This is a genomic window from Streptomyces pactum, assembly GCF_016031615.1.
Lineage (GTDB): Bacteria > Actinomycetota > Actinomycetes > Streptomycetales > Streptomycetaceae > Streptomyces > Streptomyces pactus.
In genome coordinates this window covers 6,603,593-6,629,874 of the sequence record NZ_JACYXC010000001.1, presented here as the reverse complement: position 1 = coordinate 6,629,874, position 26,282 = coordinate 6,603,593, and the positions used below count along the sequence as shown (strand labels likewise).

Sequence of the window (26,282 nt, the reverse complement as noted above, 5' to 3'; positions counted from 1 at the left end):
CTGCTCTGCTCGTCTACCCGCTATCGGTCCAGCCACCGCCGGACGCAGGCGACCAGGTCGTCGGCGTCCACCGGCTTGGTGATGTAGTCGCTGGCCCCGGCGGCCAGGCTCTTCTCCCGGTCGCCGGGCATCGCCTTGGCGGTGACCGCGATCACCGGCAGGTCGGCGAACCGCTCCTGGGAGCGGATGGCGGTGGTGGCCGCGTAGCCGTCCATCTCCGGCATCATCACGTCCATCAGGACCACGTCGATGTCCGGGTTGGTTTCGAGCATGTCGATGCCCTCCCGGCCGTTCTCGGCGATCAGCACCCGCATGCCGTGCAGCTCCAGTATCCCGGTGAGTGCGTAGACGTTGCGCGCGTCGTCGTCCACCACCAGCGCGGTGCGCCCGGCGAACGCGCCGTCCGGCCGCTGGGCGAGCGGCTGCTGGGTGTCGTCGGGCCGGACCAGCGGCAGTACGGTGCCCGGCTCGTCGGCCGACAGGTGCAGGGCGATCCGCTCACGCAGTTCGTCCAGGCTGGACAGGAGTTCCAGCGGCCGGCCGGCGGCGTCGGTGCGCAGCCCCTCCTCCTGGGAGGGCGCCAGGTGGCGGCTGGTGTGGATGAGCACCGGCACGTTGTGCAGCGCCGAGTCGCCGCCCATGGCGCGCAGGAAGCGGGCCGCGCCCTCGCCGGCCGCGCTCGCCTCCAGCACCACGCAGTGGCAGGGCTCGGTGGCCAGCGCGGTGGCCGCCTCCTGCGGCCCGACGGCGGTGACGATCTCCACGGCGATGCCCGGGTCGGCCGGGTGGCGGCTGCCGGTGATCTCCCCCACCGCGCTCTCGGCGACCAGCGACAGCAGCCCGCGCGGTCTCTCCTCGACCACCAGCAGCCGCCGGCGGCGCTGCGGCCACACGGCGCCGGTGGAGGGCACCGGGACGGCGGTCGCGGCCGGCTCCTCCTCCGCCCGCCCCTCCGGCAGGGCCGGGGCGGCGGGCTGCTGGTAGTCGGAGCGGGCCACCGGCAGGTAGAGCGAGAAGGTGCTGCCGACGCCGGGGGTGGACTCCACGGTCACCGCGCCGCCCAGCAGGTAGGCGACCTCGCGGCTGATGGACAGGCCCAGGCCGGTGCCGCCGTACTTGCGGTTGGTGGTGCCGTCGGCCTGCCGGAAGGCGCCGAAGACGGTCTCCAGCTGTTCGGCGGGGATGCCGATGCCGGTGTCCTTGACGCGGAAGGCCAGCACCGGGCCGCCGCGGTGGACGGCGGGGGGCAGCTCGTGGTCGGAGGCGGGCTCGATCCGCAGCTCCACGCTGCCCTGCTCGGTGAACTTCACCGCGTTGGAGAGCAGGTTGCGCAGCACCTGCCGCAGCCGCGAGTCGTCGGTGATCAGGTCCACGGGGACGCCGGCGGCCGTGGAGATGCGGAACTCCAGGCTCTTCTGCGTCGTCATGGGGCGGAAGGTCGCCTCGACGTAGTCCAGCAGCCGGCGCAGCGGCACCCGCTCGGGGTTGACGTCCATCTTGCCGGCCTCGACCTTCGACAGGTCGAGGATGTCGTTGATCAGCTGCAGCAGGTCGGACCCGGCGGAGTGGATGATCTGCGCGTACTCCACCTGCTTGGGGGTGAGGTTGCGGGTGGGGTTCTGCGCGAGCAGCTGGGCCAGGATGAGCAGGCTGTTGAGCGGGGTGCGCAGCTCGTGGCTCATGTTGGCCAGGAACTCCGACTTGTACTTGGAGGCGAGCGACAGCTGCTGGGCGCGGGTCTCCAGCTCCTGGCGGGCCTGCTCGATCTCCAGGTTCTTGTTCTCGATGTCGCGGTTCTGCGCGGCGAGCAGGGCGGCCTTCTCCTCCAGTTCGGCGTTGGACCGCTGGAGTTCCACCTGCTGCACCTGGAGCTCCTCGGAGCGCTCGCGCAGCTCCGCGGTGAGCCGCTGGGACTCCTCCAGCAGTTCGTCGGTGCGGGCGTTGGCCAGGATGGTGTTGACGTTGACGCCGATGGTCTCCATCACCTGGTCCAGGAAGTCCCGGTGGATCTGGGTGAAGGGGGAGACCGAGCCCAGCTCGATGACGCCCAGCACCTGGTCCTCCACCATGATCGGGAGCACCAGCAGGGCGGTCGGTACGGTGCTGCCCAGCCCGGAGGAGACGGTGACGTAGTGTTCCGGCAGCCCGTTGACCTCGATGGTGCGCCGGCCGCGTGCCGCCTGCCCGACCAGGGAGCGCCCGACCGGGAACCGGGTGGGGCGGTCGGATTCCACGGGGTAGCCGTAGGAGCCGATGAGGACCAGTTCGGTGCCCTCGGCGCCCTCCTCGGCGAGGTAGAACCCGCCGTACTGGGCCTCGACGAGGGGGGTCAGTTCCTCCATGACCAGTTCCGACACCACGGTCAGGTCGCGGTGGCCCTGCATCAGGCCGGACACCCGGGCGAGGTTGGACTTCAGCCAGTCCTGTTCGCGGTTGGCGCGGGTGGTCTCCCGCAGGGACTCCACCATCGCGTTGACGTTGTCCTTGAGCTGGGCCACCTCCCCGGACGCCTCGACGCTCACCAGGCGGGTCAGGTCGCCCTCGGCCACCGCGCTGGCGACCTCGCCGATGGCCCGCACCTGGCGGGTGAGGTTGCCGGCCAGCTCGTTGACGTTCTCGGTAAGCCGCTTCCACATGCCCGAGACGCCGTCCACCTCGGCCTGGCCGCCGAGCCGCCCCTCGCTGCCGACCTCGCGGGCCACCCGGGTGACCTCCGCGGCGAACGAGGAGAGCTGGTCCACCATGGTGTTGATGGTGGTCTTCAGCTCCAGGATCTCGCCGCGGGCGTCCACGTCGATCTTGCGGGACAGGTCGCCCTTGGCCACCGCGGTGGTCACCTGGGCGATGTTGCGGACCTGACCGGTGAGGTTGTTCGCCATCGAGTTGACGTTGTCGGTCAGGTCCTTCCAGGTGCCGGCGACGTTGGGCACCCGGGCCTGGCCGCCCAGTATGCCCTCGGTACCGACCTCGCGGGCCACCCGGGTCACCTCGTCGGCGAACGACGAGAGCTGGTCCACCATCGTGTTGATGGTCTCCTTCAGCTCCAATATCTCGCCGCGGGCGTCCACCCGTACCTTGCGGGACAGGTCGCCGTTGGCCACCGCGGTGGCGACCTGGGCGATGGACCGCACCTGGGCGGTGAGGTTGCCGGCCATGGAGTTGACGGAGTCGGTCAGGTCGCGCCAGGTGCCGGACACCCCGCGGACGTTCGCCTGTCCGCCGAGCATGCCCTCGGTGCCCACCTCGCGGGCCACCCGGGTCACCTCGTCGGCGAACGACGAGAGCTGGTCCACCATCGTGTTGATGGTGTTCTTCAGCTTGAGGATCTCGCCGCGGGCGTCGACGTCCACCTTCTGCGACAGGTCGCCCGCGGCCACCGCGGTGGCCACCTGGGCGATGTCGCGGACCTGCGCGGTGAGGTTGCCGGCCATGGCGTTCACCGAGTCGGTCAGGTCGGCCCAGGAACCGGAGACGCCCGGCACCTCGGCCTGACCGCCCAGGGTCCCCTCGGTGCCCACCTCGCGGGACACCCGGGTCACCTCGGAGGTGAACAGCGACAGCTGGTCCACCATGCCGTTGAAGACGGTCGCGATCTCCCCCAGCACGCCGCTGGTCCGCTCCGGCAGCCTGGTGCGGAAATCACCGTCGCGGACGGCGGTCAGCCCGGCCAGCAGCTGCCGCAGCTCCGCCTCCCCGAACTCGTCCAGCCGGGAAGGGGGCACCTCCGTCCGCTCGGCCCCGGATTCGTCCGTCCTCGTGCCAGCCATGTGTCCCCTCGCTCAACCCGTCCTTGGAGCCCGGTCGCCGGCCGCGCGGGCACCGCGGCACGGCCCGGGCCGCCGCCGCGGCTCCGCTCCCCCGATCCCCGCGGCGACCCCCGTGCGGACACGGGGCCGGTCCCGGCGAGGCTATCCCACCTCGCGGCCGGGGGATCACCGGCGGCACCGATGCGCCCGCCGCGGCGCCGGGCATGCCGGACGCCGCCGGGGGCATCCGGATCACCACCACCGGGGGGCACACCGACACCCCGGGGCGAACCGAGGGAGGGTGCGTGAAGGCCATCGGCGACACATCGAGAATACGTGGGGGCGGGGATTCCCGGTCCGGCGGCTCCGGGCCGGACGGCGGACGGGGCGCGGACGAGGTCACCACCACGGTGCCGGCGCGCCTGGACCGCCTGCCCTGGTCGTCCTGGCACTGGGCGGTGGTGGTGGGCCTGGGGACGGTGTGGATCCTGGACGGCCTGGAGGTCACCCTCGTCGGCAACATCGCCGGCCGGCTGTCGGAAGAGGGCAGCGGCCTGGACATCTCCGCCGCGCAGGTCACCGGCCTGGCCGCGGCGCTGTACGTGGCGGGGGCCTGCAGCGGCGCACTGGTCTTCGGCTGGCTCACCGAGCGGTACGGCCGCAAGAAGCTGTTCATGCTGACCCTGGCGGTCTACCTGGCGGCCACGGCGCTCACCGCCCTGTCGTTCTCCAGCTGGTGGTTCTTCGTCTTCCGGTTCTTCACCGGCTTCGGCATCGGGGGCGAGTACGCGGCGATCAACTCCGCCGTCGACGAGCTGATCCCGGCCCGGTACCGGGGCCGGGTCGACCTGGTGATCAACGGGAGCTTCTGGCTCGGCGCGGTGGGCGGCTCCCTGCTGTCCATCCCGTTCCTGGACACCTCCCTGTTCGCCGCCGACGTCGGCTGGCGGCTGACCTTCGCCCTCGGCCTGGTCCTGGGCCTGGCCATCCTGCTGGTCCGGCGGAACGTTCCGGAGAGCCCGCGGTGGCTGATCATCCACGGCCGGGGCCGGGAGGCCGAGGAGCTGGTCGAGGACATCGAGACGCGGGTGCGCAAGGAGAAGGGGGAGCAGCTGCCCCCGGCCGGGGAGAGCATCACCATCCGGCGCCGGAAGGCCACCGGTTTCGGTGACGTGGCCCGCACGGTGTTCTCCACCTACCGCTCCCGGGCGGTGCTGGGGCTGGCCCTCTTCATCGGGCAGGCGTTCCTCTACAACGCCATCACCTTCGGCTTCGGGACGATCCTCACCACGTTCTTCGATGTCGCCTCCGGGCACACCGGCTACTTCTTCGCGGTGATCGCGGCGGGCAACTTCCTCGGCCCGCTGCTGCTGGGCAAGCTCTTCGACACGGTCGGCCGGCGCGTCATGATCTCCGGCACGTATCTGCTCTCCGGCGCGCTGCTGCTGGTGACCGCCTGGCTCTTCGAGGGCGGCCACCTCACCGCGAACACCCTCACCGCCTGCTGGTCGGTGGTGCTCTTCTTCGCCTCGGCCGGCGCCAGCTCGGCGTACCTGACGGTCAGCGAGATCTTCCCGATGGAGACCCGGGCGATGGCCATCGCCTTCTTCTACGCGATCGGCACCGCGGCCGGCGGCATCAGCGGTCCGCTGATCTTCGCCGAGCTGACCGAGACCGGTGTGGTGGCCGACACCGTGCTGGCGTTCCGGATCGGGGCGGTGCTGATGTGCCTGGCCGGTCTGGTCGCCGTGCTCCTCGCGGTGCCGGCGGAGCGCAAGTCGCTGGAGGACATCGCGGCACCGCTGTCCGCGGTCACCCCGGAACGGGCGGGTGTCCCGGGCGTGGCGGGGGCCGCGGGCCGGGCGGGCGCTTCCGGCCCGGCGGCGACCGGACGAGTGGGCGGCTCCGGCCCGGCGGGGGGCCGGCGGGCGGAGCTGAGGCCCGGCGACTGCCGGCGGGCGGGCCGAGGTCCGCCCGTGAGGCCCGGGCGACTGCCGGGGTGGGCGGGCCGAGGTCCGGCCGCCGCGGCCACGGACGGCGGGAGCGGGGCGAGGCGGGGCCCCGCGTTCGGGCGCGGCCGCGGACGACGCACCGGCCCACGGACGGGGCCCACCGGACGGGGGACGCGGCCCGGGCGCACGGACGGGAGCCGGCGCCCGGGCCCGCCGCCGGGCACCCCGGTTCCCGCCCGCGGTGCCCGGCCCCGCCGGTGAGGCGGTGCCGGTACCGCACGCGCTCATACGAACGGGCACCGTGCGCGCATCGGATGCGCGCGCGGTGCCCGGTCGCGTGGACGGGGGCCGCCGGCCCGGCCGTGGACCCGGGGCCGGCCTGCGTTACCCCGGCGGCGGTTCAGCGGCGGCCGCGGCCCGCCTCCCCGTGGTCGTCACCGGTGCCGTGCGGCGACCGCTGCGCCTCCGTGTTCGGGGTCATGGGGTCCCCCGTCCCGGGGTCCTCCTGGGTCCACGGGCTGTCGTCGTCCGTCACCCGGGTCTCCGCCTCCTCCACTTCGCGGAGTACTTCCTCGGTCGCGGACTCCGTCCGGTCCTCGCGGTGGCTCATCGGTCTCCTCTTCTCCTCGTGCGCTTCCGTGTCGTACGCCGGTCCCGTCTCCGGGACCTCCTCCCCGGCCTCGCCGCGGCCCGCCGCCCGCGCCGCCGTTCCCGGCGGGTGCCGGGTCGCCGAGCGCCCTGGCGGGCGGCCGGCACCGGGCGGCTACGCCTCGCCGTCCGCCCGGTCCCGGTCCGGCGTCCGGCGGGTGTCCTCGCGGCCCTGCCCGGCGGACCGGTCCGGCCGCGGCCGTGCGGTCTCCTCGTCCGCCTCCACCCCGGCGAGCTGCTCGCCGTGGGCCGTCCCGCCCACCGTCGTATAGCCCTCGCGGTTGCTCGCGGTACCCGGTACGGCGCGGTCGCGCGGTTGCCGCTCCGCGCCCGAGTGGGCCCCCGGCCCTCGGTCGGGGGACGCCTGCCCGGCCGCTTCCCGGCGCTTCTCCTCGGGGGACCGCTGTGTCATGTCCACACACCTCCGGTAGGGGCCGGGACCGTCCGTCTTCGATCCCGGTTCGGCCCCTCGGGTACCCCGTCGAACCGGGCGGAATCCGGCCGGTCGCCGACGGTGGCCGGGTGGCCACGGGAAGCTCCCGTCGCCCGCGGTCCGCGGCCGCGGTCCTGTCACCACCGACCGCGCGGCCGTCCGGCCCCCGCGACCCGGCGGCCGCACAGCAGGCGATCCGGCGCGACCCGGTGATCCGGCGCGGCCCGGCGGGTGGTCCGCGCGACGGGCACGGTCGGTGGTCCTGCCCCCGTGGCCGCCGGCCGCGACGCGTCCGCCCGCGGCGGGGCGGTGGGCCACCGGCGTGCCACCCGGGCGGTACGCACTGCGCCGGTCGCGTGCATCTGGGGGCCGTCCCCGGCGGGCACGACGGCGAGCGGGTATGAGCCCCGCATGGCTGGTATCGAGCTGCGCAGCACCGCTTTCGACGACGGCGCCTTCATCCCGCGCCGTCACGCCAGGGAGGGCGACGACCTCTCCCCCGATCTGGCCTGGTCGGGGGTGCCCGACGGAACCGCGGAGCTGCTCCTGCTGTGCGAGGACCCGGACGCGCCCTCGGGAACGTTCCTGCACTGGCTCGTCACCGGCATCGACCCCGGCGCGTCCGGCGTGGCCGCCGGGGAGTGCCCGGCAGGCGGGCAGGAGCGGCGCAACGGGTACGGGGACCTCGGCTGGGGAGGTCCCCAGCCGCCCGCCGGCGACGGGGCCCACCGGTACTTCTTCCGCCTCTACGCACTCCCCGGGCCGGTCCCGCTGCCGGACGGCGCGACCGCCGCTGATGTGCACGCGGCGGTCGATTCCCGGCAGCTCGCCGGCGGCACACTGATGGGCCGGTACCAGCGCTGACGGACCGGCCCGCCGGCGGTGCCACCGCCGCGTACCCCGCCCGGCGGGTCCCCGGCCCGCCCCGGCGTCTCCGGGCGGCGGCACGGCCGCTCGCCGGGGACCGCGGCGCCCCCGTCCGGACGGCCACGCCTCCCCACCGACGCACCCCGAGACGCACCCTCCCCACGCGATGCGCTCACCCGTACGACGCGCACTCACCCCACGCGACGCACCGCCCGCCCGGACAGGCCCGCCGTCCGGGTCCGTCGCCCGTTGCCCCCGTCCCGCCCGGCCACCGCGCCCGGCCCACCGCAGGAGCGTCAGACATGACCGACGGAAACCGCGCCCGGCTCGCCTACATCGGTTCCTTCACCACGGGAGGGGGTGCGGGCATCACGGTCGCGGCCGTGGACCCGGCCACGGGCGGGCTGAGCCCGCGGGCGGCGGCCGACGGCCCGGTGAACCCGTCCTGCCTCGCTCTGGCCCCGGGCACCGGGGTGCTGTACGCGGTGAGCGACACCGAAGCGGGGACGGCGGCAGCCTTCCGTACCAAGGGCGACGGGCTGGCGCCGCTGGGCGAGCCGGTCGCAGTGGGCGGTTCGGGCCCCACCCACCTCAGCGTGGTCGGGCGCCGGCTGCTGACCGCGAACTACGGTTCGGGCAGCGTGAGCAGTCTGCCGCTGGCCGCCGACGGCACGCTCACCGGCCCGCCCGCCGTCCTCACCCACCAGGGCTCGGGGCCGGACCCCGACCGTCAGCGGGGCCCGCACGCCCACCAGGTGCTGCCGGACCCCACGGGCCGCTGGGTGCTCGGGGTGGACCTGGGCGCCGACACGGTACGGGTGCACCGGCTCGACCCGGCCACCGGGGCGCTCCACGTGCACTCCACGGCCCCGCTCCCGGCCGGGTCCGGCCCCCGCCACCTCGCCTTCCACCCCGACGGACGGACGGCGTACGTGCTGCACGAGCTGGTGCCACGGCTGACCGTATGCGCATGGGACGGCGGTTCCGGGCGGCTGACGCCGCTGTCGGACCTGGCGGTCACGCCGGAGGGGGCGGAGCCGCGCGCCTTCCCGTCGGTGGTCACCGTCGCGCCCGACGGGCGCTTCGCCTGGGTCGCGGTGCGGGGCACCGACACCCTGGTCACCCTCTCGCTCTCCGACGGACCGCGGCGGCCACGGATCACCGACCGGGTGGAGTGCGGGGGCAGCTGGCCGCGCGACCTGGTGGCCGGGCCGGACGGACGCCTGCTGTACGTGTCCAACGAGTGGTCGGGGGACGTCACCTGGTTCGCGGTGGACCCGGTGAGCGGGCGGCCGAGCCGGGCCGGGGCGCTGCCGGTGCCCGCCGCCGCCTGTGTGGTCCTCGCCTGAGTCCCACCGGCCTTCCGCGGCCCCGGGCACGGGGTGCGGTCGGCGCCGGGCAGCGGGTACGGGCGGCGTCGGGCGGCGGGCTTCCCGGGCCCGGGGCGGCCGGCACCGGCGGGAGCCCCGCCACCGGCCACCGCCGCCGTCCCCCGCCTCGGCCGGTGTGGTCAGGCCGCGGTGCGTTCCACCGCGTCGGCGACGACCGCCCGGGGGTCGCCGGTGCGGGCGAAGGTGTTCCGCTGCCGCTGGGACCCGTTGCCGCGGGACAGCACCTCGTCGAGGCGCTTGCGGACGAAGGACAGGTCGTCGCTGTCCGCCAAGGCGTCCGAGGTGTGGTCCAGCAGCGCCGCCAGCACGGTCTCGGCCGCGGCGGGCCGCCAGGTGAGCGGATGGACCAGGTCCCCGGTGATCCCCGAGCGCGCGGCCCGCCAGGCGGCCAGCCGCAACTCTCCGACGCCCACCTCCGGCGCGGGGCGGCCGTCCCGGAGGTCGCGGGCCGCCGTCTCCACCAGGCCGCGGACCAGCGCCGCGACCAGCACGGTGTCATCGGCCTCCAGGCACACGTCCGCCACCCTCACCTCGACGGTCGGGTAACGGTGGGAGAGCCGCGCGTCGAAGTAGATCATCCCCTTGTCCAGCAGGGTGCCGGTGGCCAGCATCGCGCCCACCCGCTGGTGGTAGCGCTCGGCGGAGCCGAAGACCTCCATCGGGCCGGCGGAGGGCCAGCGGCTCCAGACCCGGCTGCGGTAGCTGCTGTAGCCGCTGTCCACACCCTGCCAGAACGGCGAGTTGGCGCTCAGCGCGAGCAGCGGGGGCAGCCAGGGGCGGATCCGGTCGATGACCCCGACCCCCTCGTCGTCCGACGCGACCTCCACGTGGATGTGGCAGCCGCAGGTCAGCTGCTCCTGCGTGGTCAGGCCGAACTCCTTCGACAGCCAGCGGTACCGCTCCCCCGTGCCGATGGTGGGGTCGGCCTCCAGGGGTGAGGTGGCCAGCGCCGCCACCCGCGCCCCGACCTCGGCCGCCCGCTCGTCGGCCAGCTTCCGCCACCGCCGCACCTCGCCGGCCAGGTCCGTCATCACCCGGTGCGGCTCGGTGGCGAATTCCAGCTGCTCCCGGTGGAGCTCCGCCTCGAACTCCCCCTCCCGCCCGGCCGCCGCGAGGATCGCGCCGGAGACGGCCTGGGGCTCCCCCGTCTCCGGATGGACCAGCAGCAGTTCTTCCTCCACACCCACGCTTCGCATCCCGAACCGCACCTTTCTCACCAGTGGTCTGAGCTCCCGGCTGCCCGCTGGGACGCGGTTCAAGCGGATGCCGTCCACCCGGTCCCGGTGCGGCGGTCGCCGGCCGCCGCACCTGGGCCGGCCACGGGCATGAGCCGGGGGACCCGGGGTAGTCGGCCGGGCAGGACCACCCCGGCCGCGCCGCCCGGAGCGGACCGCGCGGCGCGCCGGGCGCGCCGGCCGCCGTCACCGGGCCGGGACACGGCCCCGCACGGGACGCCGCGGCCGCCCGGCCCTGCAGGCGGCGGACCGGCGCCGCGCCGGGCCGTCCACCGCGTCCGCCGGGGCGCACGAGAGCGAGGAGAGCGAGAACCGATGACCAGCGATCCGCAGCACAACGGCAAGGCCACCAGCAAGGCAGGCGTCTCCAAGGAGCTGCGCGAGCACGTCGAGGCGACCCGGGAACAGCTGGACCAGAAGGCCGGGGAGAACGCGAAGGAGAAGGCCGCGGCGGCCGGGGACAAGGCGAAGGAGAAGGCGGTGGAGACCGGCGGCCGGGCGAAGGAGACCGCGCGGGACACCGCGGAGAAGGCCGGGGAGACCGCACGGGACACCGGCGAGAAGGCCGGGGAGACGGCGCGGGGTGCCGGGGAGAAGGCCAAGGAGACCGCGGCGAAGGCCGGCGACCAGGTCCGGGAGACCGCGGTGAAGGCCGGTGACCAGGTGAAGGAGACGGCCACCCAGGTGGCGCGGATCGCCCAGGAGAAGGCCCCCGAGGCGGTGGTGGAGGGCGCCGGGAAGGCCGTCGCGGCGGTGCGCGGCCGCCGCGGGCCGCTGCTGGCCGCCGCGGCCGTGGTGGTGGTCGTCCTGGTCACGGCTGGCCGGTCCCGGAGGAGCCGGTGAAGGCGTCCAAGGCCGTCTACCGTCCGCTCGGGCTCGCCCTGGGCGCCCTCAGCGGGGTGGCCGCCGGTGCGCTGTTCCGGCGGACCTGGGAGCTGATGGGGCATGACGACGATGCCCCCGACGCCCTGGACCAGGACCGCGGGTGGCGGGAGGTGCTGCTCACCGCGGCGCTCCAGGGAGCGATCTTCGCGGCCGTCCGGGCGGCGGTGGACCGCGGCGGCGCGGTCGCCGTGCGGCGCCTCACCGGGACCTGGCCCGGGTGACCGGACCGCCGCCCGGCCGGGCCGTGAGAGTGTTGCCCGCGGGCCGGGACGGACGGCACGTCAGAAGCCGCCGCGCCACCCCGACGGCCGCGCCGGACCGCACGGGCACCGGGGCCGTACCCACGTGGGTACGGCCCCTTCTCCGTGTCCGCCCTGCCCCGGTCCCCGCGACCTCTGCGATCCGGGGCGCCGCTCAACTCGGCACCCCGGCACACCCGCGCCCGGCCGTCCGGCGTTTCCCGGCCATCGGGCGTTTCCGTCCGTCCGGTGTTTCCCGGCGGACCGGTGCCCGCCCGTGGGCCGCCGCACTCTCCGGCCCCGCTCCGCCTCCGTACCCCCGTCGCGTCGCCGGTGCGCGCCCCGGGGGTCACCGGATGCGGGAATCCGGGTCCCGGGCGCCGTGGTCCCGCGGTCGTGCCGTGGCCGGGGTGGAGCGGGCCGGCGGCGCGGGCGGTGTGCGGAGGGCGCCGCGGGGCAGACGGCGGACGACGGACGAGTGATCTTGGCGAGGTGAGGGGGGTGCGGCCCGTGGCCGTGGACGGTCGTCGAACGGGGCGGAGACACCGGTCCGCCTTCAGCCTGCGGCAGTTGTCGCTCGGCTTCGGGCTGTTCGCCATCGTGCTCTTCGGTACGGCGGTCATGGTGCGCGAGGCGGCCCGGTCCTCCCGTCCGCTCGCCGCCCTGGTGATCGCATCGGTGGCCCTGGTGGTGGCCGCCCTGTTCCACCGCCGGCGCCACCGGGGCGCCGGCCGGGGGCCCTGGGCGGCCTCCGCGGCGTACCGGGGGCGGTGGCCGCGCCGGGCCGCGGCCTGCGCGAGCGCGCGGGCCGGCACGGCCGGAGGGGCGTACGAGGACCCGTGGCCCTCCGTACCGCCGGTGGCGGGCGAGGGTCGGACCCTCGGGCGGCGGCCGCCCACCCCGCCCCGCCGGCGTACGCCGACCCGGTGGCCGGGCAGCCCCGGTGGCCGGCCCGGTGCCCAGGGGCCGCCGCCGCGGACGGTACCGAGCCCACCCTGGTCCTCCCCGATGACGCCGTGCCCACCGGCCGCGAGGCGGCATACCCGGCGCCGCCCGGCGCCGCACCGGACACCGAGGGGTTCGACGAGTTCGCCCGCCCCGCCCCGGACCCCGTCGTGGCGCCGGAAGCGTCCGGCGTCCCCGCCGAGGACCTCGACGGCACCCGGGACGGCCAGGACATCCTGGTCGAGGAGGCCGGGGAACCAGACTACACCGCCCTGGACGCCGACGAGTTCGAGCAGGCGGTCGCGGCGCTGTGCGAGCGGGACGGTTGCGAGGACGTCCGGGTGGTGGGCGGCGCCGGCGACCTGGGGGCCGACGTGGTGGCCGTCGCCCCGGACGGGCGGCGGGTGGTCATCCAGTGCAAGCGCTACGACCCCGCGCACAAGGTGGGTTCGGGCGATGTCCAGCGGTTCGGCGGCACCTGTTTCGCGGTGCACGACGCCGAGGTCGCGGCCGTGGTGACCACCAGCGAGTTCACCGAACCGGCCGCCGAGTACGCGGCCCGGTGCGGGATCGGCTGCGTGGACGGCCCGGCGCTCACCGCCTGGGCCCTGGGGACCGGACCCGCGCCCTGGGACCCGGTCCGGTGACCGCCCGGGGCCGGCCCCTCAACCCCGGCCCCTCGGCCCCATCGGCCGGTCCCGTCCCGTTGCCCCCGACGACCCCAACCCGGGCGGACCGGGACGGCGGACCTGCGGACCTGCGGACGGGACGGACGGGACCGGTCACGGGGCGTTCAGGTGCGCCACAGGCGCCAGGACTCGTCGCCGCAGTCCCACTGGAGCACCTGTTCCCGGTCGCCGCCGCCCGGACGGACCGTGACGCACTTCCCGCTGTGCCGGTTGACCAGGCGCCAGGCCCGGTAGGTGGCGTCCCAGCGGAAGCCCCACACCTGGTCCGGGAAGAGCGGGTGCTCCTCGTCCCCGCACAGGTACTGGGTGATCACCACGCCGTTCTCCTTGCGGGCGGCGTCCACCGACAGGCACAGCGCGCTGTTGGCGTTGCGCACGGAGTACAGCCCCGGCTCCTCCTCGGTGAGCCGCCACAACTGCTCCGTGCCGTTGGCGCACGTGGCCTGCACCAGGCCCTGGGCGGCGTTCACGGCGGCGTCGGGGACCGTCAGGCACATCCGGCTGGCGGCGTTGGTGAGCCGGAACCAGCCGTCCGGGAGGGCGGGCGGCCGCGGGGCCCAGGGACGGGGACGGGGGCGAGGCTCGCCGGTGGACGGTCCCGGGTGCGGGGTACCGGTGGAGCCGTCGGACAGGGGTACGACCCCAGGGCGGGCCGGTGCGCGTCGCCGGGCCGGCCGTCACCGGGGGCGTGGTGGCCGGGTGCGGCGCGGTGCTCCCGGCGCGCCCGGGCCCGTGGTCCCGGTCCCCGGTGAAGTACCACACCCCGGCCGCGGAACCGGCGGCGAGCACGGCCACCGCCACCGCGACCGCCGTCACCCGCCGGGCCCGGGAGCGGCGCCGGGCGGCGGTGGACGACGGGCCGGCCGGCCCCGTCACCGGCGCTCCGCCCAACCGGCTCCCCGGCGCTCCGTCCGGGGCCGTCCCCCGCGCCCCGCCCGGCCCGTTCCCCGGTGGCCCGGCCGGTACGGCGCGCAGCAGGCGTTCGGTCTCCCGGGCGTCGGCCGGCCGGTCCGCCGGGTCCTTCGCCAGCAGGCGCCGCGTCAGCTCGTCCAGCGCCGGCGGCAGCCCCGGCCGGAGGTCGCTGGGCCGGGGCGGGTCGGCCACGGTGTGCTGGACGCACAGTTCCTGCCACTCCTGTCCCAGGAACGGCAGCCGTCCGGTGCACAGCTCCATCAGCACGCAGCCCAGGGCGTAGAGGTCGGAGCGGCCGTCCACCCCCTCGTTCGTCCAGCGCTCCGGCGCCATGTACGGCATGGACCCGATGAGGCTGCCGCGGCCGGTGAGTTCGGTCACCGCGCCCTGCTGCCGGGCGATGCCGAAGTCCAGCACCTTTACCGCCCCGGACCGGGTGATCATCACGTTCGCGGGTTTGATGTCGCGGTGCACCACCCCCGCGTCATGGGCGGCGGCCAGCGCCGCGCAGATCTGCGCCGCCCACTCCAGGGCGTCCGGCAGCGGCGGGAGTCCGCGCCGCAGCACCGCCGACAGGGTCTCCCCCTCCACCAGCTCCATGACGAGGAAGAACGCCCGCTCCCCGCCGAGGTCCGTCGCGCCGAAGTCGTGCACGGTGGCGATGCGGGGGTGGTGCAGGCCGCCGTTGAGCCTGGCCTCACGGGCCAGCCGCAGCTCCTCGCCCGCGAAGCGCGGTACGCAGATCTTCACCGCCACGGCACGCTGGACCCACGGGTCGTACGCCCGCCAGACCGTCCCGAACGCGCCCGTGCCCAGCCGTTCCAGGAGCCGGTAGCGGCCGTTGACGACATCGCCCGATCTCATACGCCCCCCGCGTCGTGGACCGAGGGCAGCGTACGACGGATCGGCCCGGTCCCGGTCCCGGTCCCGCCGGAGCAGATCGGGCCCGGCCCGGCCACGGCCCCGCCGGAACGGGGCGGATCCGCGCGCGGGCGGCCGGGCGAGGGGCGGCACTCCACCGGGGCGGAGCGGGCCGGAGCGGCGCCGCGGGTGCTTCCCGCACCCTTGCGCCGGGGCCCGGCGTGTAGTGCGCTGACCGTCATGAAGAAGAGGAGTGTGGCCCTACTGCTCACCGCCCTCGTCGCGGGCTCACTGCTGCCGGGCGCACCCGGGCCGGGGGCCGAGGCCGCCGGGGCGGCCCCCGGCCGGCCGCCGGAACCGGGCGTGAATCTCGACACGGTGACGATCCCCCAGCTGCAGGCACGGATGGCCGAGGGGTCGCTGACCTCCTCGGCGCTGACCCGGGCCTACCTGTGGCGCATCCGCACCGTCGATCCGAGGATCAACGCGGTGCTGCGCACCGATCCGACGGCGCTGCGCCAAGCGGCGGCCAGCGACGCCCGGCACCGGCGCGGCACCGCCCGCGGGCCGCTCGACGGGATCCCGGTGCTGCTCAAGGACAACGTGAACACCCGGGACCTGCCGACCACGGCCGGCTCGCTGGCGCTGGCGGGGAGCCCGCCGGACACCGACGCCGAGCTGGTGACCCGGCTGCGGAACGCCGGAGCGGTGATCCTGGGCAAGACGAACCTGTCGGAGTGGGCGAACTTCCGCGCCGCGAAGCCGACGTCGGGATGGTCGGCGGTGGGCGGGCAGACCCGCAACCCGTACGTCCTGGACCGCAATCCGTGCGGTTCGTCCTCCGGGTCGGCCGCGGCGCTGGCCGCGTCACTGGCCCAGGTGACGATCGGCACCGAGACCGACGGCTCCATCGTCTGTCCGGCCGGGATGAACGGGGTGGTCGGCCACAAGCCCACCCTCGGGCTGGTCAGTCAGGCGGGTGTGGTGCCGATCTCCGCCGAGCAGGACACCGCGGGTCCGATGGCGCGCAACGTGGTGGACGCCGCGCTCACGCTGGCGGTGATCAGCGGCGGTGACGCGCCGCACGCCTCGTTCGGCGAGCTGGACGGGCTGACCCGCCCCGCCGGGCTGCGCGGCAAGCGCATCGGGCTGTGGCGGCTGCCCTCGCTGGGGCCGGAGGTGGACGCGCTGATGACCCGGACCGCGGACCGGCTGCGGACCGCCGGCGCGGAGGTGGTGGAGGTGACCCCGCCGTACCAGGACCGGCTCGCCGAGCTGGAGTTCCCGGCGCTGCTCAGCGAGTTCCACCGGGACATCGACGCCTATCTCGCCACCCGCGAGGGGCCCCGGGACCTCGCCGGGCTGATCGAGTTCAACCGGACGCATCCGGCGGAGCGCACCTGTTTCGCCGGGCAGGAGCTGTTCGAACAGGCCCTCGCCGCGCCGCCCACCACCGACCCCGGGTACCGGGCCATGCGGGCGGAGCTGACGGACCTGTCCCGGCGGTCGCTGGACGAGACCATGGCCGCCCACCGCCTGGACGCCATCGCCTCGCCCGCCAACCCGCCGGCCTGGACCACCGACTGCGCGCGGGGCGACAACGACGTGATCCCCTCCTCGACCCCGGCCGCCGTCGCCGGGTATCCGTCGCTGTCGGTGCCGGCCGGGTTCGTGGACGAGCTGCCGGTCGGGCTGCTGCTGATGGCCGGCCGGTACCAGGACGCCGAACTGCTGGCGCTGGGCGCCTCGGTGGAGCGGCGGCTGGACGCCTGGCGCGCGCCGCGCTACCTGCCGACGGTGGGGGCCGGCCCGTCCCGGTGAGGTGACCGCAACCTCCGCGACGGGGCGGTCCTCGGCCCGTCCCGTCGCGGCCCGGCGCGCCCCTCCCCGCCCTCCTCCGCACCGCCGGGCGCGTCCCTCACCACCGGGTGCGTCCTCACCGCCCGGTACGGCCGCGGGCACGGCCCGGTACGACCCCGTACGACCGATGCGCCCGGCTCGGCCTCGGTGCCCCCGGCCGGCCTCACGGCGGCACGGCGGACCGGGTGGCGCGGCGGACCGGGTGGCGCGGCGGACCGGGTGGCCCGGCGGGCCTGGCGGCGCGCGGAACGGGTGGCCGCGGGCCGGCCGGAGAGAGGTGCCCAGGATGCGGTACCGGCCGCCGTCACCGCTGTCGGACCGCCGCACCCTCTGGCATGATCGCGCCAAGTCAGCCGTCGTCCGGTACCCCTGCGCGTACCGGCAGCCCCTCTCCCCGGAGGTCCGATGCGTCAACTCCGTGTCGTCCTGGTGGGTCTGGCCGCGATCGTGGCCGGCCTGCTGTTCGCCCCGCCGGCGCACGCGGCGCCGAACTTCAAGGCCCCGTACCCCTGCGGCCAGACCTGGACCTACAGCCACCACTCGGCCGAGGTCCGGCAGGCACTGGACTTCGTGCGCTCCGACGGCGGCGCCACCGCGGGCACCCCGGTGCTGGCCTCCGCCGGCGGCACCGCGTACCGCTACTACGAGGCGGGGGGCGCCGGCAACTACGTGGTCGTCGACCACGGCGGTGGCTGGAAGACGTACTACTTCCACCTCGCGTCGTTCACGGTCGCCCATGGGCAGGGCGTGTCGCAGGGGCAGCAGATCGGCACCACCGGCTCCACCGGAAACAGCTCCGGCGCGCACATCCACTACGAGCAGCTGTACAACGGCGTGGGACAGAGCATCCGGATCAACGGGCAGTCCCTCACGCCGTACCCGGGCTCGTACCACCAGAAGTACCTGACCAGCGACAACGGCTGCGCGGGGCAGGGCAGGTACTGGGTGGACACGTTCGCCGACGCCCCGGGTCACGCCTCGCCGACCAGCACCACCCGGACCGGCACGCTGTACGCCGGCACCAACTACGTGTTCTGCAAGGCGTGGGGCCGGGAGATCCGGGACGCCCAGGGCAACTACAACCACTGGTGGCTCAAGACCGACCTGGACGTGGGCCCGGCGGGCCAGTGGGTCTCGGCGTACTACCTCTCCCGCTGGGGCAACGACGAGGCCCGGGACAACAACGGCGCGGTGATCCCCACCTGCTGACGCCCTCCGGCCGCCGTTCCCCGCCGGGCGCCGCCACGTCCCGGCGGGGAACGGCACTCCCCCGGTGCCGCCGCCACGGCACCGCCGGCCCGGCCCCGTACCGGCACACCGTGTTCCGCCGCCGCCCGGAGGCCGGGCGGGGGCCCTCCGCGCCCGGGAGCCGGTCACCGCCCCGCATCCGGCACGGGTCACCACCCGTACGCGGTGCGGGTCACCGGCGCGCGGGGGGTCACCGCCGTGCGGGGGCACGGATCACCCCGGCGCGGGGCACGGGTCACCGCCGTACCCCGCCCGGGTCACCGCCGCGCGGGCCGGCGGCTCCGCCACCGGGGTGGGCGCCGCCGGCCGGGCCGGGCCCGTCCGGCCTGCTCCGGGCCGGCCCCGGTCCGTTCCGCCGTACGGGTGATGTTGCGGGCCATGCCGCCGAAGACCACGGCGTGGAACGGGGCCACGCTCCACCAGTAGAGGTGACCGGCCAGGCCGTGCGGGTGGAACAGCGCCCGCTGCCGGTAGCGCACCGGCCCCGGGCCGCCGGACTCCACCCACATCTCCAGCCAGGCCACCCCCGGCAGCCGCATCTCCGCGCGGAGCCGCAGCAGCCGGCCGTGCTCGATCTCCTCGACCCGCCAGAAGTCCAGCGAGTCACCGGCCCGGAGCCGCTGGGCGTCGCGGCGGCCCCGGCGCAGCCCGACACCGCCGACCAGCCGGTCCAGCCATCCGCGCACGGCCCAGGCGAGCGGGAAGGAGTACCAGCCGTTCTCGCCCCCGATGCCCTCGATCACCTGCCACAGCCGGTCCGGCCCGGCCTCGGTGGGCTGTTCGCGGATGTCCTGGTAGAGGCTGCCGCCGGCCCAGTCGGGGTCGGTGGGCAGCGGGTCGCTCGGGGCGCCGGGCAGCGAGGCCGAGGACCACCGGGTGTCCACCCGTGCCTCGCGGATCCGGCGCAGCGCCAGCTCCACCGCCTCGTCGAAGGGGATCGGTGTGCCCGGCGGATCCGGCACCAGGGCGGCGATGTCGTGCTCGGCGCACACCACCTCGTGGCGCAGTGATTCGGCGAGCGGGCGGGCCAGGGCCGAGGGCACCGGGGTGACCAGCCCGATCCAGTGGCTGGACAGCCCCGGGGTGAGGAGGGGCACCGGCAGGATGAGGCGCCGCGGCAGACGCGCCACGGCGGCGTAGCGGACCATCATCTCCCGGTAGGTGAGGACCTCGGGGCCGCCGATGTCGAAGGCCCGGCTGACCTCCGGGGGCATCCGGGCGCTGCCCACCAGGTAGCGCAGCACGTCCCGGACGGCGATGGGCTGGACGCGGCTGCCGACCCAGCTGGGGGTGACCATGACCGGCAGCCGCTCGGTGAGGTGCCGGAGCATCTCGAAGGACGCCGACCCCGAGCCGATGATCACCGCCGCGCGCAGCACGGTGGTGGGCACCCCGGAGTCCAGCAGGATGTGGCCCACCTCGGTGCGGGAGCGCAGATGGGGGGAGAGCCGGTCGTCCGGGACGCCCGGCGGGGTGAGGCCGCCGAGGTAGACGATGCGGCGGACCCCGGCGGCCCGGGCCTCGGCGGCGAAGGTGCGCGCGGCCAGCCGGTCGGTCCGCTCGAAGTCGCGCCCCGAGGTCATGGAGTGCACCAGGTAGTAGGCGACGTCCACCCCCCGCAGGGCGGGGCGCAGGCTCGCGGCGTCGGTGACGTCGCCGCGGACGACCTCGGCCCGCCCCGCCCACGGGTGGTCGCGCAGATGCGAGGGGGTACGGGCGAGGCAGCGCACCCGGTAGCCGGCGGCCAGCAGCTCCGGGACCAGCCGGCCGCCGATGTAGCCGCCGGCGCCGGTGACCAGACACAGCGGTTGCGCGGAAGCGTCGTCGGGGCGCGTCGTCATGGAGTCCGCTCCTTCCGGAGGTCGCCGGCGCCGGTCGGGCGCGCGGGTGGGCGGCGTCGCCCGCCCCCAGTCTTCCCCGGTCACGGTCCCGGCGGGCGGCGAGGTCCGCCGGACGGCGGCCGACGTACGCCGCGTGGCGGGCGGCCCCGGGTCCCGCAACACCTCCTTTGACATAGGTATGAGCCCATACCTATAGTCCCCGGCATGGTCCCCTCCAGTGCGTCCGGGCAGGACATCGACGGCGTGGCCGCCGGGCTCGCCGCCGTCCTGCCCGCGCTGCACCGGGCGCTCGACCGGCGCCTGGCGCAGGACCTGCCGTACGCCCGGCTCCCCGAAGGCCAGTTGGCGGTGCTGCGGCTGGTCGCGGAGCGGGACGGGATCACCGTGGGTGAGGCGGCCGAGGCGCTGCTGATGAAGCCCAACAACGTCAGCACGCTCGTGTCCGGCCTGGTCGGCCAGGGGTTGCTGGAACGCCTGCCGGACGCGTCCGACAAGCGGGTGGTGCACCTGCGCGTCACCGGTGAGGCCCGGCACCGGATCGCCGTGGTCAACGCCCTCCGGGACGGATACCTCACCGAGGGGCTGCGTGCGCTGACCGACGGGGACCTGGACGCTCTGGGGTCCGCCCTGGGCGCCCTGTCGGTACTGGCCCGGCGGATCCACCCCTCCGGCCACTGACGGGGTCCGCGGCGGCACCCGGCACGGCGGCCCGTACGCCCGCCCGGCCGGGCGCCCCGTGCGCGGCCTCCCACGCGCGGTTTCCCACGCGCGACCGTGCGCGCCCTTGCGGTTGCCCCGGGGCGCCGCCGCGCGCCCCGGTGGGCGTCCCGGCCAACGGGCCCTCTCTCCCGCCCGCCTCCCCGCGTCACCACCCGTCTCTCTTCATCCTGTTCTTCGAGGAAGCACCTACCCATGTCCTCCACCGCAGTGGACCACTCCGCTCTGCCCGCGCACGCCCCGCCCGGTACACCGGGCAGCCGCCGGGCCAACCCCTGGCTGACGCTGCTCGCCGTCGCCTTCGGCCTGTTCATGGTCGGTCTCGACGGGTCCGTCGTGTCGATCGCCAACCCGGAGATCGGCCGGGACCTGCGCGCCTCCTCCGCGGACCTGCAGTGGGTCACCAACTCCTACCTGCTCGCCCTCGCCGCCGCGCTGATCCTCGGCGGGAAGCTGGGCGACCGCTTCGGGCGGCGCCGGTACTACCTGATCGGTGTCGCCGGCTTCACGGTCGCCTCGGTCGCGATCGGCCTGGCCGGCTCGATCGAGGGCGTCATCGCCTTCCGCGCGGCACAGGGATTCTTCGGTGCCCTGCTCATGCCCAACACCCTCGGCCTGCTCCGCGCGGTCTTCCCGCCGAAGAAGTTCGGCATGGCCGTCGGCATCTGGGCGATGGTGTCGTCGGTGTCCACCGCGCTCGGCCCCATCGTCGGCGGCCTGCTCGTGGAGCACGTCAACTGGGAGTCGGTCTTCTACCTCAACGCCCCGATCGGCGTCGCCGCGCTGCTGTTCAGCGCGGCCGTGCTGCCGGAGAGCAGGAACCCCGCCGACCGCCACCGCTTCGACATCCCCGGTGTGCTGCTGCTCGCGCTCGGCACGCTCGTCGTCGTCTTCGGCGTGGTCAAGGGCGAGCACTGGGGCTGGGGCTCGGGCGCGACGCTGGGCACCCTCGGTGCGGGCGTCGCCGTGCTGCTGGTGTTCGGCTGGTACGAGACACGCGTGGCGCACCCGCTGCTGCCGATGCGGCTGTTCCGCAACCCTGCGCTGACCATCGGCACGCTCATCACCGCGCTCAACTTCTTCGCGCTGCTCGGCGTGATCTTCTTCGTCATGCTCTACCTGCAGAACGTGCGGGGGTTCAGCCCCGTCGAGGCGGGGGTGCGCACCCTTCCGCTGAGCCTGGCCTCCGTGGTCGCCTCCCCGCTGGGCGCCGCGCTCACCGAGCGGTTCGGTCCCCGGCTGTCCATGCCGCTGGGCATGGTGCTCCAGGCCGCGGCCTCGTTCGGCATCCTCGGCTGGGGCGCGCACTCCTCGTACGCGGCCCTGTGGCCGCCGTTCGTCGCCCTCGGCCTGGGGGTCGGCATGGTGATGGCGGCGTCCTCCGACGCGATCGTCGGCAACGCCCCGGTGCGGGACGCCGGGGTGGCGGGCGGGCTGCAGGCCACCTCGCTCCAGATCGGCGGTGCGCTGGGCACCTCGGTGCTGATCTCCTTGATCGGCGGCCGGGTCGGGGCCACCCTCACCGGCGAGCTGACCTCGGCCGGGGTGCCCGCCCCGGCCGCCCGTGGCCTGGGCGCGGCCGAGGACGCGGTGACCATGGGGATCGCCCCCGTCTCCGACGGCACGCCGGGCCCGCTGCGGGCCGCGGTGGTCGAGGGCAGCGGCCAGGCGTTCATGAACGGGGTGCACACCGCGGCGCTCGTCACCGGCGTCCTGTGTGTCGCGGGCGCGGTGCTGGCCGCGGTCGGCGTACGGCGCCCGCCGGGCGCCGCGGAGCGCTGAGCCCGGCCGGTCCCACTGGGCGCGCCCGCCCGGGCCGCGCACCACAGCCTCCCGGCGCGGCCACCCCCGGGCCACCGGACACCGCGCCGGGGGCGCGGGCACCGGAGCGGGCCCCCGGTCCCGGGGCCCCTACGACCCCGCCCCCGGTCCCGGGGGCGGGGTCGTAGGGACCGGGGGCCCGGCGCGGGCTCCGGCCCGTCCGGCGTCCGCGCTCACCGCGGGCGCAGCACGTAGCCGGTGTACCGGTACTCGGCGCCGTGCTCGCGGCGCAGGGCGATCTCCGCCCGGAGCGCCGCCACGGTCTCCCGCATGCCGGGCCGGTCCGGGTCGGCCCGGGCGATCCGTTCGCCGAGCGGGGTGTAGTACTCGTCCCACCAGTCGCTCTCCGGCATCGGCAGCCGGGCGGCGACCCGGTAGCCGGCGGCACGGGCGGCCTCGGTGTTGGCGGCCCCGGTACGCAGCCGGCACACCGTGTTCCAGAAGGCGCGGGCGGGGCCGGAGGGGTGGTCGGTGGCCCACTCCACCTCGGTGACGACGAGCGCCCCGCCGGGGGCGAGCAGGCGCCGCCAGACGCGCAGCGCGGTGTCGAATCCGATGATGTAGGCGGAGCTCTCGGCCCAGACCAGGTCGAAACCGCGGTCGGGGAACGGGAGCCGGTCCATCGAGCGGTTGACCACCGTGATCCGGTCGGCCAGGCCCCGGGCGGACGCCGCGGCGGTGAGCAGGTCGAGGAAGGGCTGGTGCACATCGACCGCGGTCACCCGCGCGCCGGCCTCCCCGGCGAGCAGCAGCGCGGCACGGCCCGGTCCGCAGCCGGCCTCCAGGGCGCGTGGCCGGGGCGGCAGCGGGCCGGCCCGCTCCAGCAGGCGCCGGGTGGTGTCGTCCGAGCCGGGGCCCTGCCGGGGCAGGTCGTGGTGGAGGGCGAAGAACGCCTCCCGCACCGGGTCCGCGCCGGCGTTCCGGGAGGGCGTGTGGTCCTGGTGGTTCATGGTTGGCGTCCCCGGGTGGATGGGCGGTGCCCGCCGCGTTCCGGGGTCCGGCGGGCCGGTCATCCGGGTTCCCACCCGGCCGGGGAACCGAACACGCGGCGGGGCGATGCCCCGCCGGGACTCGCCGGCCCGGCCGCCGGCCGCCGGCCGCGCGGACGAGCGGACATGGCGGACGGGCGGACATGGCGGGCGGGCGGGCCGGCGGACGACACGTAACGCACCACCACCGCGGCCGGGAGCGGTCCCCCGACCGCGGCGGGCCGGCGGACAGGGCCCGACGGGGGGCGGCGGAGGTGCCGGTGGGCCGCGGCGGACGTGCCGACGGGGCGGCGGCGGGGGGCGGCCGGCCCGGTTCACGGGCGGGGCCGCGTCCCACCACCGCCCCGTCACGGGACTGCGCGGTGTGCACGCTCCGGCGGGATCAGACCTCCGGCGCCGGGTAGGTCGGGTACTCGACCCCGGAGACGTGCTGGACGACCCGGATGACCTGGCAGGAGTAGCCGAACTCGTTGTCGTACCACAGGTACAGGATCGCGTTGTCGCCGTCGACCTTGGTGGCCCCGGCGTCGACGATCGAGGCGTGGCGCGAGCCGATGAAGTCGCTCGACACCGCGTCGGGGGCGGTGATGAAGTCGATCTGGCGCTTCAGCGGCGAGGTCAGCGACACGTTGCGCAGGTAGTCGAGGACCTCCTCGCGGGTGGTCTCCCGGCCGAGCCGCAGGCTGAGGATCGCGATCGAGACGTCGGGCACCGGGACGCGGATGGAGCTGCCGGTGATCGGCGCCTTGAGGTCCGGCAGCGCCTTGGCGACGGCCGAGGCGGCACCGGTCTCGGTGATGACCATGTTCAGCGGCGCCGAGCGCCCGCGACGGTCGGACTTGTGGTAGTTGTCCAGCAGGTTCTGGTCGTTGGTGAACGAGTGGACGGTCTCCACGTGGCCGCGCAGCACGCCGTACTCGTCCGCCATCGCCTTCAGCGGCGGGACGATCGCGTTGGTGGTGCACGAGGCGCAGGACAGGATCTGCTCGTCCGGCTTGATCATGTCGTGGTTGACGCCGTGCACCACGTTCGGGACGTCGCCCTTGCCCGGCGCGGTCAGCACGACCTTGGCGATGCCCGGCTGGAGGTGCTGGGACAGGCCCTCGCGGTCGCGCCACCGGCCGGTGTTGTCGATGAGGATGGCGTCCTTGATCCCGTGCGCGGTGTAGTCCACCGACGTGGGGTCGTCGGAGTAGATCACCTTGATCTCGTTGCCGTTGGCGATGATCTTGCTGTTCGCCTCGTCAACGGTGATCGTGCCCTGGAACTGGCCGTGGATGGAGTCGCGGCGCAGCAGCGAGGCGCGCTTGACGATGTCCTGGCCCGCGCCCTTGCGGACCACGATGGCGCGCAGCCGCAGGCCGTTGCCCGAGCCGGCCTTCTCGATGAGCAGGCGGGCGATGAGGCGGCCGATGCGGCCGAAGCCGTAGAGGACGACGTCCCGCGGCTCCCGGCACTCGATCTTGTTCTCACCGGTGGCGCCGGCCACCGCCTCGGCGGTGAACTCCTCGATCGACAGGCCGCGGTCGTCCTCCCGGTACAGCGCGGCGAGCATGCCGATGTCGATCTGGGACGGACCCAGGTCGAGCGTGGTGAGCGCCTGGAGGAACGGCATGGTCTGGGTGACCGAGAGCTCCTCGCCGGCGATCTGCCGGGCGAATCGGTGGGTCTTCAGGATGCTGACCACCGACTTGTTCACCAGGGAGCGGCTGTGCAGCAGGACGGTCACGTCCCGCTCCCGGTGCAGCTTCCCGATGATCGGGATCATCGACTCCGCGATCTCCTCGCGAAGTTTCCAGTTCGTGAACGAGTCGTCATTGACAGTCACAGGATTATCTTTCGAGCTAGGCGGCGCTCATATGCTAACCCGCCGCTTGTTCGCCCCTTGAGAGGGTGGTGGGCGAAACGGACCGCCGGGCCGGGCCACAAGGGAACGGATCCGGCGAAATCGACCCCAACACCGGTGACCTATGAGGTGAATCACTGGCTTTTGGGGCGCTTGGGGTGTGATCTCCGTCGGCCCCACGGCCCGCCCGTCCCGGCCCGCCCCCGTTCGTCGTCCCGGTGTGCCCGCGGCACCCGCCCGTGCGCGCCCGCGGGATGTCCCGTTCTCGCCCGGCCGCCCCACACGCCGGTGCGTCCGCCCGCGGGACGGCCACGGCCGGGCCGTGCGCCGCCGCGGGTGACACCGGTCGGACACGCCGCGCGCGCCGCACGGCCCGTCGCGCCACCTCGGTAAGCTGCACCGCCCCCCACGTTCCCTGCACACCACTTCCCGAGGGGATCGCCATGCGCGTCCGCGTCGCCGCCGCCATCACCACCACGGCGGTGTCGTTGCTGCTCACCGGCTGCGACGACACCACCGATCGGACGGACCCGGGCCCCCGGGGCTCCGGCGCGGCCGGCACCACCGCGTCGCCCGCGCCCGGCGCCGGGCCGGCGGAGAGTCCGGCGCGGGACCGTTCGGGGACCCCGTCGAAGAGCGGGCCGGAGACCGTCCGGCTGCCCTCCTTCGTCGGCATGGGGCTGCAGAGTGCCCAGGACACCGCCCAGGGGCTCGGTTTCCACGACCTCACCTCGCACGACGCCCTCGGGCGCGGCCGGAACCAGTTCCTGGACCGGAACTGGAAGGTGTGCTTCCAGACGCCGCGGCCCGGCCCCCGCGCCACGGACAGCCCGATCGACTTCGGCACGGTCAAGCTCGACGAGTCCTGCCCCGCGAAGGACGCGGGTACCGGACCGGCGCAGTCCGACGGGACCGTGCCGGACTTCACCGGGAAGTCGGTGAAGGTCGCGCGGCAGGCGCTGGACGGCTCCACCAGCCTCACCGTCACCGACGCCTCGGCCGAGGACCGCATCATCCTGGTGGAGTCCAACTGGCGGGTCTGCACCCAGCGGCCGGCCGCCGGGTCGGCCCTCAACGGCCGGCCGGTCGCCCTGACGGCGGTGAAGTTCGGCGAGACCTGCCCCTGACGGGCTCCGCCCCGCGGTCGCCGGCCGGCG

Annotated in this window: 18 protein-coding genes and 2 pseudogenes; 11 read left to right on the top strand and 9 right to left on the bottom strand. The window is 75.4% G+C overall.

Annotated features, from left to right (window positions below; translation table 11 throughout):
- Positions 1-20: 20 nt before the first annotated feature.
- Positions 21-3,767, bottom strand: a complete 3,747-nt coding sequence (locus IHE55_RS26160; RefSeq protein ID WP_197991275.1) for a HAMP domain-containing protein — start codon at positions 3,765-3,767, stop codon at positions 21-23.
- 389 nt (positions 3,768-4,156) lie between these two features.
- Between IHE55_RS26160 and IHE55_RS26155 the strand changes: the two genes are divergently transcribed.
- Positions 4,157-5,959 (top strand): MFS transporter, encoded by a 1,803-nt coding sequence (locus tag IHE55_RS26155; protein ID WP_307826911.1) that lies wholly within the window; start codon positions 4,157-4,159, stop codon positions 5,957-5,959.
- 139 nt (positions 5,960-6,098) lie between these two features.
- Here IHE55_RS26155 and IHE55_RS26150 read toward each other — a convergent pair whose 3' ends face one another.
- Both IHE55_RS26150 and IHE55_RS26145 read right to left on the bottom strand, forming a co-directional pair.
- Positions 6,099-6,308, bottom strand: coding sequence for a hypothetical protein (locus IHE55_RS26150; protein WP_197991274.1), 210 nt, complete (start codon positions 6,306-6,308; stop codon positions 6,099-6,101).
- Between the two features lie 153 nt (positions 6,309-6,461).
- Positions 6,462-6,758, bottom strand: coding sequence for a hypothetical protein (locus tag IHE55_RS26145; RefSeq protein WP_197991273.1), 297 nt, complete (start codon positions 6,756-6,758; stop codon positions 6,462-6,464).
- Positions 6,759-7,190: 432 nt separating this feature from the next.
- Between IHE55_RS26145 and IHE55_RS26140 the strand changes: the two genes are divergently transcribed.
- Positions 7,191-7,643 carry a YbhB/YbcL family Raf kinase inhibitor-like protein gene (locus IHE55_RS26140; protein ID WP_197991272.1) on the top strand — a complete coding sequence of 151 codons (453 nt, stop codon included), beginning with the start codon at positions 7,191-7,193 and terminating at the stop codon, positions 7,641-7,643.
- 305 nt (positions 7,644-7,948) lie between these two features.
- Positions 7,949-8,995 (top strand): lactonase family protein, encoded by a 1,047-nt coding sequence (locus IHE55_RS26135; RefSeq protein WP_197991271.1) that lies wholly within the window; start codon positions 7,949-7,951, stop codon positions 8,993-8,995.
- 161 nt (positions 8,996-9,156) lie between these two features.
- Here IHE55_RS26135 and IHE55_RS26130 read toward each other — a convergent pair whose 3' ends face one another.
- Positions 9,157-10,233 carry a glutamate--cysteine ligase 2 gene (locus IHE55_RS26130; RefSeq protein ID WP_197991270.1) on the bottom strand — a complete coding sequence of 359 codons (1,077 nt, stop codon included), beginning with the start codon at positions 10,231-10,233 and terminating at the stop codon, positions 9,157-9,159.
- Between the two features lie 354 nt (positions 10,234-10,587).
- Here IHE55_RS26130 and IHE55_RS26125 point away from each other — a divergent pair, with 354 nt between their 5' ends.
- From IHE55_RS26125 to IHE55_RS32785, 3 genes are all read left to right on the top strand, one after another.
- On the top strand, positions 10,588-11,115 hold the full coding sequence (locus tag IHE55_RS26125) for a hypothetical protein (protein WP_197991269.1): 528 nt from the start codon (positions 10,588-10,590) through the stop codon (positions 11,113-11,115).
- Positions 11,112-11,378 carry a DUF4235 domain-containing protein gene (locus tag IHE55_RS26120; protein ID WP_197991268.1) on the top strand — a complete coding sequence of 89 codons (267 nt, stop codon included), beginning with the start codon at positions 11,112-11,114 and terminating at the stop codon, positions 11,376-11,378. Before IHE55_RS26125 ends, IHE55_RS26120 begins: the two co-directional genes overlap by 4 nt.
- 944 nt (positions 11,379-12,322) lie before the next feature.
- Positions 12,323-12,988 carry a restriction endonuclease gene (locus IHE55_RS32785; RefSeq protein WP_307826823.1) on the top strand — a complete coding sequence of 222 codons (666 nt, stop codon included), beginning with the start codon at positions 12,323-12,325 and terminating at the stop codon, positions 12,986-12,988.
- A 146-nt stretch (positions 12,989-13,134) separates the two neighbouring features.
- Here the strand turns inward: IHE55_RS32785 and IHE55_RS26110 are convergent, their stop codons facing one another.
- Positions 13,135-13,662 (bottom strand): RICIN domain-containing protein, encoded by a 528-nt coding sequence (locus IHE55_RS26110; RefSeq protein WP_269671602.1) that lies wholly within the window; start codon positions 13,660-13,662, stop codon positions 13,135-13,137.
- Between the two features lie 427 nt (positions 13,663-14,089).
- Positions 14,090-14,806: pseudogene (locus tag IHE55_RS33255) on the bottom strand (serine/threonine-protein kinase); the annotation flags it as partial.
- A 237-nt stretch (positions 14,807-15,043) separates the two neighbouring features.
- Between IHE55_RS33255 and IHE55_RS26100 the strand changes: the two are divergent.
- Both IHE55_RS26100 and IHE55_RS26095 read left to right on the top strand, forming a co-directional pair.
- The gene (locus IHE55_RS26100; RefSeq protein WP_197991265.1) at positions 15,044-16,624 is read left to right on the top strand and encodes an amidase; all 1,581 of its coding nucleotides are present in this window, start codon (positions 15,044-15,046) and stop codon (positions 16,622-16,624) included.
- A 444-nt stretch (positions 16,625-17,068) separates the two neighbouring features.
- Positions 17,069-17,872 (top strand): M23 family metallopeptidase, encoded by an 804-nt coding sequence (locus IHE55_RS26095; protein ID WP_197991264.1) that lies wholly within the window; start codon positions 17,069-17,071, stop codon positions 17,870-17,872.
- A gap of 296 nt (positions 17,873-18,168) precedes the next feature.
- Here IHE55_RS26095 and IHE55_RS26090 read toward each other — a convergent pair whose 3' ends face one another.
- Positions 18,169-19,752: an SDR family oxidoreductase gene (locus IHE55_RS26090; RefSeq protein ID WP_197991263.1), complete on the bottom strand. Its 1,584-nt coding sequence runs from the start codon at positions 19,750-19,752 to the stop codon at positions 18,169-18,171.
- Positions 19,753-19,956: 204 nt separating this feature from the next.
- Here IHE55_RS26090 and IHE55_RS26085 point away from each other — a divergent pair, with 204 nt between their 5' ends.
- Complete coding sequence (locus IHE55_RS26085) at positions 19,957-20,430, top strand: MarR family winged helix-turn-helix transcriptional regulator (protein WP_197991262.1); 474 nt, start codon at positions 19,957-19,959, stop codon at positions 20,428-20,430.
- A gap of 234 nt (positions 20,431-20,664) precedes the next feature.
- Positions 20,665-22,251, top strand: a complete 1,587-nt coding sequence (locus IHE55_RS26080) for a DHA2 family efflux MFS transporter permease subunit (RefSeq protein WP_197991261.1) — start codon at positions 20,665-20,667, stop codon at positions 22,249-22,251.
- Between the two features lie 218 nt (positions 22,252-22,469).
- Here the strand turns inward: IHE55_RS26080 and IHE55_RS26075 are convergent.
- Positions 22,470-23,240, bottom strand: a pseudogene (locus IHE55_RS26075) (SAM-dependent methyltransferase); the annotation flags it as partial.
- A gap of 421 nt (positions 23,241-23,661) precedes the next feature.
- Complete coding sequence (locus IHE55_RS26070; protein WP_197991259.1) at positions 23,662-25,107, bottom strand: glyceraldehyde-3-phosphate dehydrogenase; 1,446 nt, start codon at positions 25,105-25,107, stop codon at positions 23,662-23,664.
- Between the two features lie 461 nt (positions 25,108-25,568).
- Between IHE55_RS26070 and IHE55_RS26065 the strand changes: the two genes are divergently transcribed.
- A complete protein-coding gene (locus IHE55_RS26065) occupies positions 25,569-26,252 on the top strand; it encodes a PASTA domain-containing protein (RefSeq protein ID WP_197991258.1) in 684 nt (227 codons plus the stop codon).
- Positions 26,253-26,282 lie beyond the last annotated feature (30 nt).

Excerpts from the sequence above, each read along its gene's own strand:
- IHE55_RS26095 (WP_197991264.1), top strand. The coding sequence starts at position 17,069 with ATGCGTCAACTCCGTGTCGTCCTGGTGGGTCTGGCCGCGATCGTGGCC.
- IHE55_RS26130 (WP_197991270.1), bottom strand. The coding sequence starts at position 10,233 with ATGCGAAGCGTGGGTGTGGAGGAAGAACTGCTGCTGGTCCATCCGGAG.
- IHE55_RS26140 (WP_197991272.1), top strand. The coding sequence starts at position 7,191 with ATGGCTGGTATCGAGCTGCGCAGCACCGCTTTCGACGACGGCGCCTTC.
- IHE55_RS26100 (WP_197991265.1), top strand. The coding sequence starts at position 15,044 with ATGAAGAAGAGGAGTGTGGCCCTACTGCTCACCGCCCTCGTCGCGGGC.
- IHE55_RS26125 (WP_197991269.1), top strand. The coding sequence starts at position 10,588 with ATGACCAGCGATCCGCAGCACAACGGCAAGGCCACCAGCAAGGCAGGC.
- IHE55_RS26145 (WP_197991273.1), bottom strand. The coding sequence starts at position 6,758 with ATGACACAGCGGTCCCCCGAGGAGAAGCGCCGGGAAGCGGCCGGGCAG.
- IHE55_RS26065 (WP_197991258.1), top strand. The coding sequence starts at position 25,569 with ATGCGCGTCCGCGTCGCCGCCGCCATCACCACCACGGCGGTGTCGTTG.
- IHE55_RS26080 (WP_197991261.1), top strand. The coding sequence starts at position 20,665 with ATGTCCTCCACCGCAGTGGACCACTCCGCTCTGCCCGCGCACGCCCCG.
- IHE55_RS26150 (WP_197991274.1), bottom strand. The coding sequence starts at position 6,308 with ATGAGCCACCGCGAGGACCGGACGGAGTCCGCGACCGAGGAAGTACTC.
- IHE55_RS26085 (WP_197991262.1), top strand. The coding sequence starts at position 19,957 with ATGGTCCCCTCCAGTGCGTCCGGGCAGGACATCGACGGCGTGGCCGCC.
- IHE55_RS26135 (WP_197991271.1), top strand. The coding sequence starts at position 7,949 with ATGACCGACGGAAACCGCGCCCGGCTCGCCTACATCGGTTCCTTCACC.
- IHE55_RS26160 (WP_197991275.1), bottom strand. The coding sequence starts at position 3,767 with ATGGCTGGCACGAGGACGGACGAATCCGGGGCCGAGCGGACGGAGGTG.
- IHE55_RS26090 (WP_197991263.1), bottom strand. The coding sequence starts at position 19,752 with ATGACGACGCGCCCCGACGACGCTTCCGCGCAACCGCTGTGTCTGGTC.